This window comes from Marinicrinis lubricantis (assembly GCF_042658665.1).
Lineage (GTDB): Bacteria > Bacillota > Bacilli > Paenibacillales > KCTC-33676 > Marinicrinis > Marinicrinis lubricantis.
In genome coordinates this window covers 1-738 of record NZ_JBHSQV010000056.1, presented here as the reverse complement: position 1 = coordinate 738, position 738 = coordinate 1, and the positions used below count along the sequence as shown (strand labels likewise).

The window sequence follows — 738 nt, the reverse complement described above, 5'->3', positions numbered from 1 at the left end:
GGAGTTCACCTCATCTCAATTGGTTGGTTTAGTCGCTTAACCTATTCGAGATTTGGGGAGGTACTCCTTTTTCTATGTCTAAAAAAGTCAGTCATATCAAGGCATGAGATTTATGAAATTGATTCAAGTTGTTCAAATTAAATAATGTATTCTTTTTATTGGCTTGTGTTATATTAATTAGTGCAATATTCATATCTTCACAGCAGGTAACTGCAAAGCAAGAACGAAAGGAACCATCAATCGGAAATATGGTTGTTGACTGGAAGCCTTACACTTCCTTGAAAGAGCTTCTTATCAAATCAGACATCGTAGTAAAAGGAAAAGTTGTAGATAGTAATTTTATTCAATTGAAGGATATGCCATACACAGTCCATAAGTTAAAAATAAATGATATTATTAGCGGTGAAGAAGTCGAATCCGAAATTACAATTGGCCAATTAGGTGGCTTAGTTATGAATGAAAATAAAGTAGAAGTTTTAGATAACCCTTTATTTGAGAAAAACAAGCATCTATATTTGTTTTTAAAAAAAGTCGATCATTCATCGTATGATTACCATGTGCCCTACGATTATTATGTTATCGGTGGTAATCAAGGAAGGTTTAAAATTGATAGAGAGTGTAAAATAAATTGTGTAAACTCCTAAACCAAGCTAATCTAGTAATAGACATCAGGAGGCAGGAGAACACAACATGAGCATGTTTACGAAGGAACAACTTAGACAATTCATTAGTGAGAAT

General features: G+C 32.9%; 1 protein-coding gene. It reads left to right on the top strand.

Annotated features, from left to right (window positions below; translation table 11 throughout):
* Positions 1–128: 128 nt before the first annotated feature.
* A complete protein-coding gene (locus tag ACFPXP_RS08000; RefSeq protein ID WP_379893713.1) occupies positions 129–644 on the top strand; it encodes a hypothetical protein in 516 nt (171 codons plus the stop codon).
* The last annotated feature ends 94 nt before the right edge of the window (positions 645–738 follow it).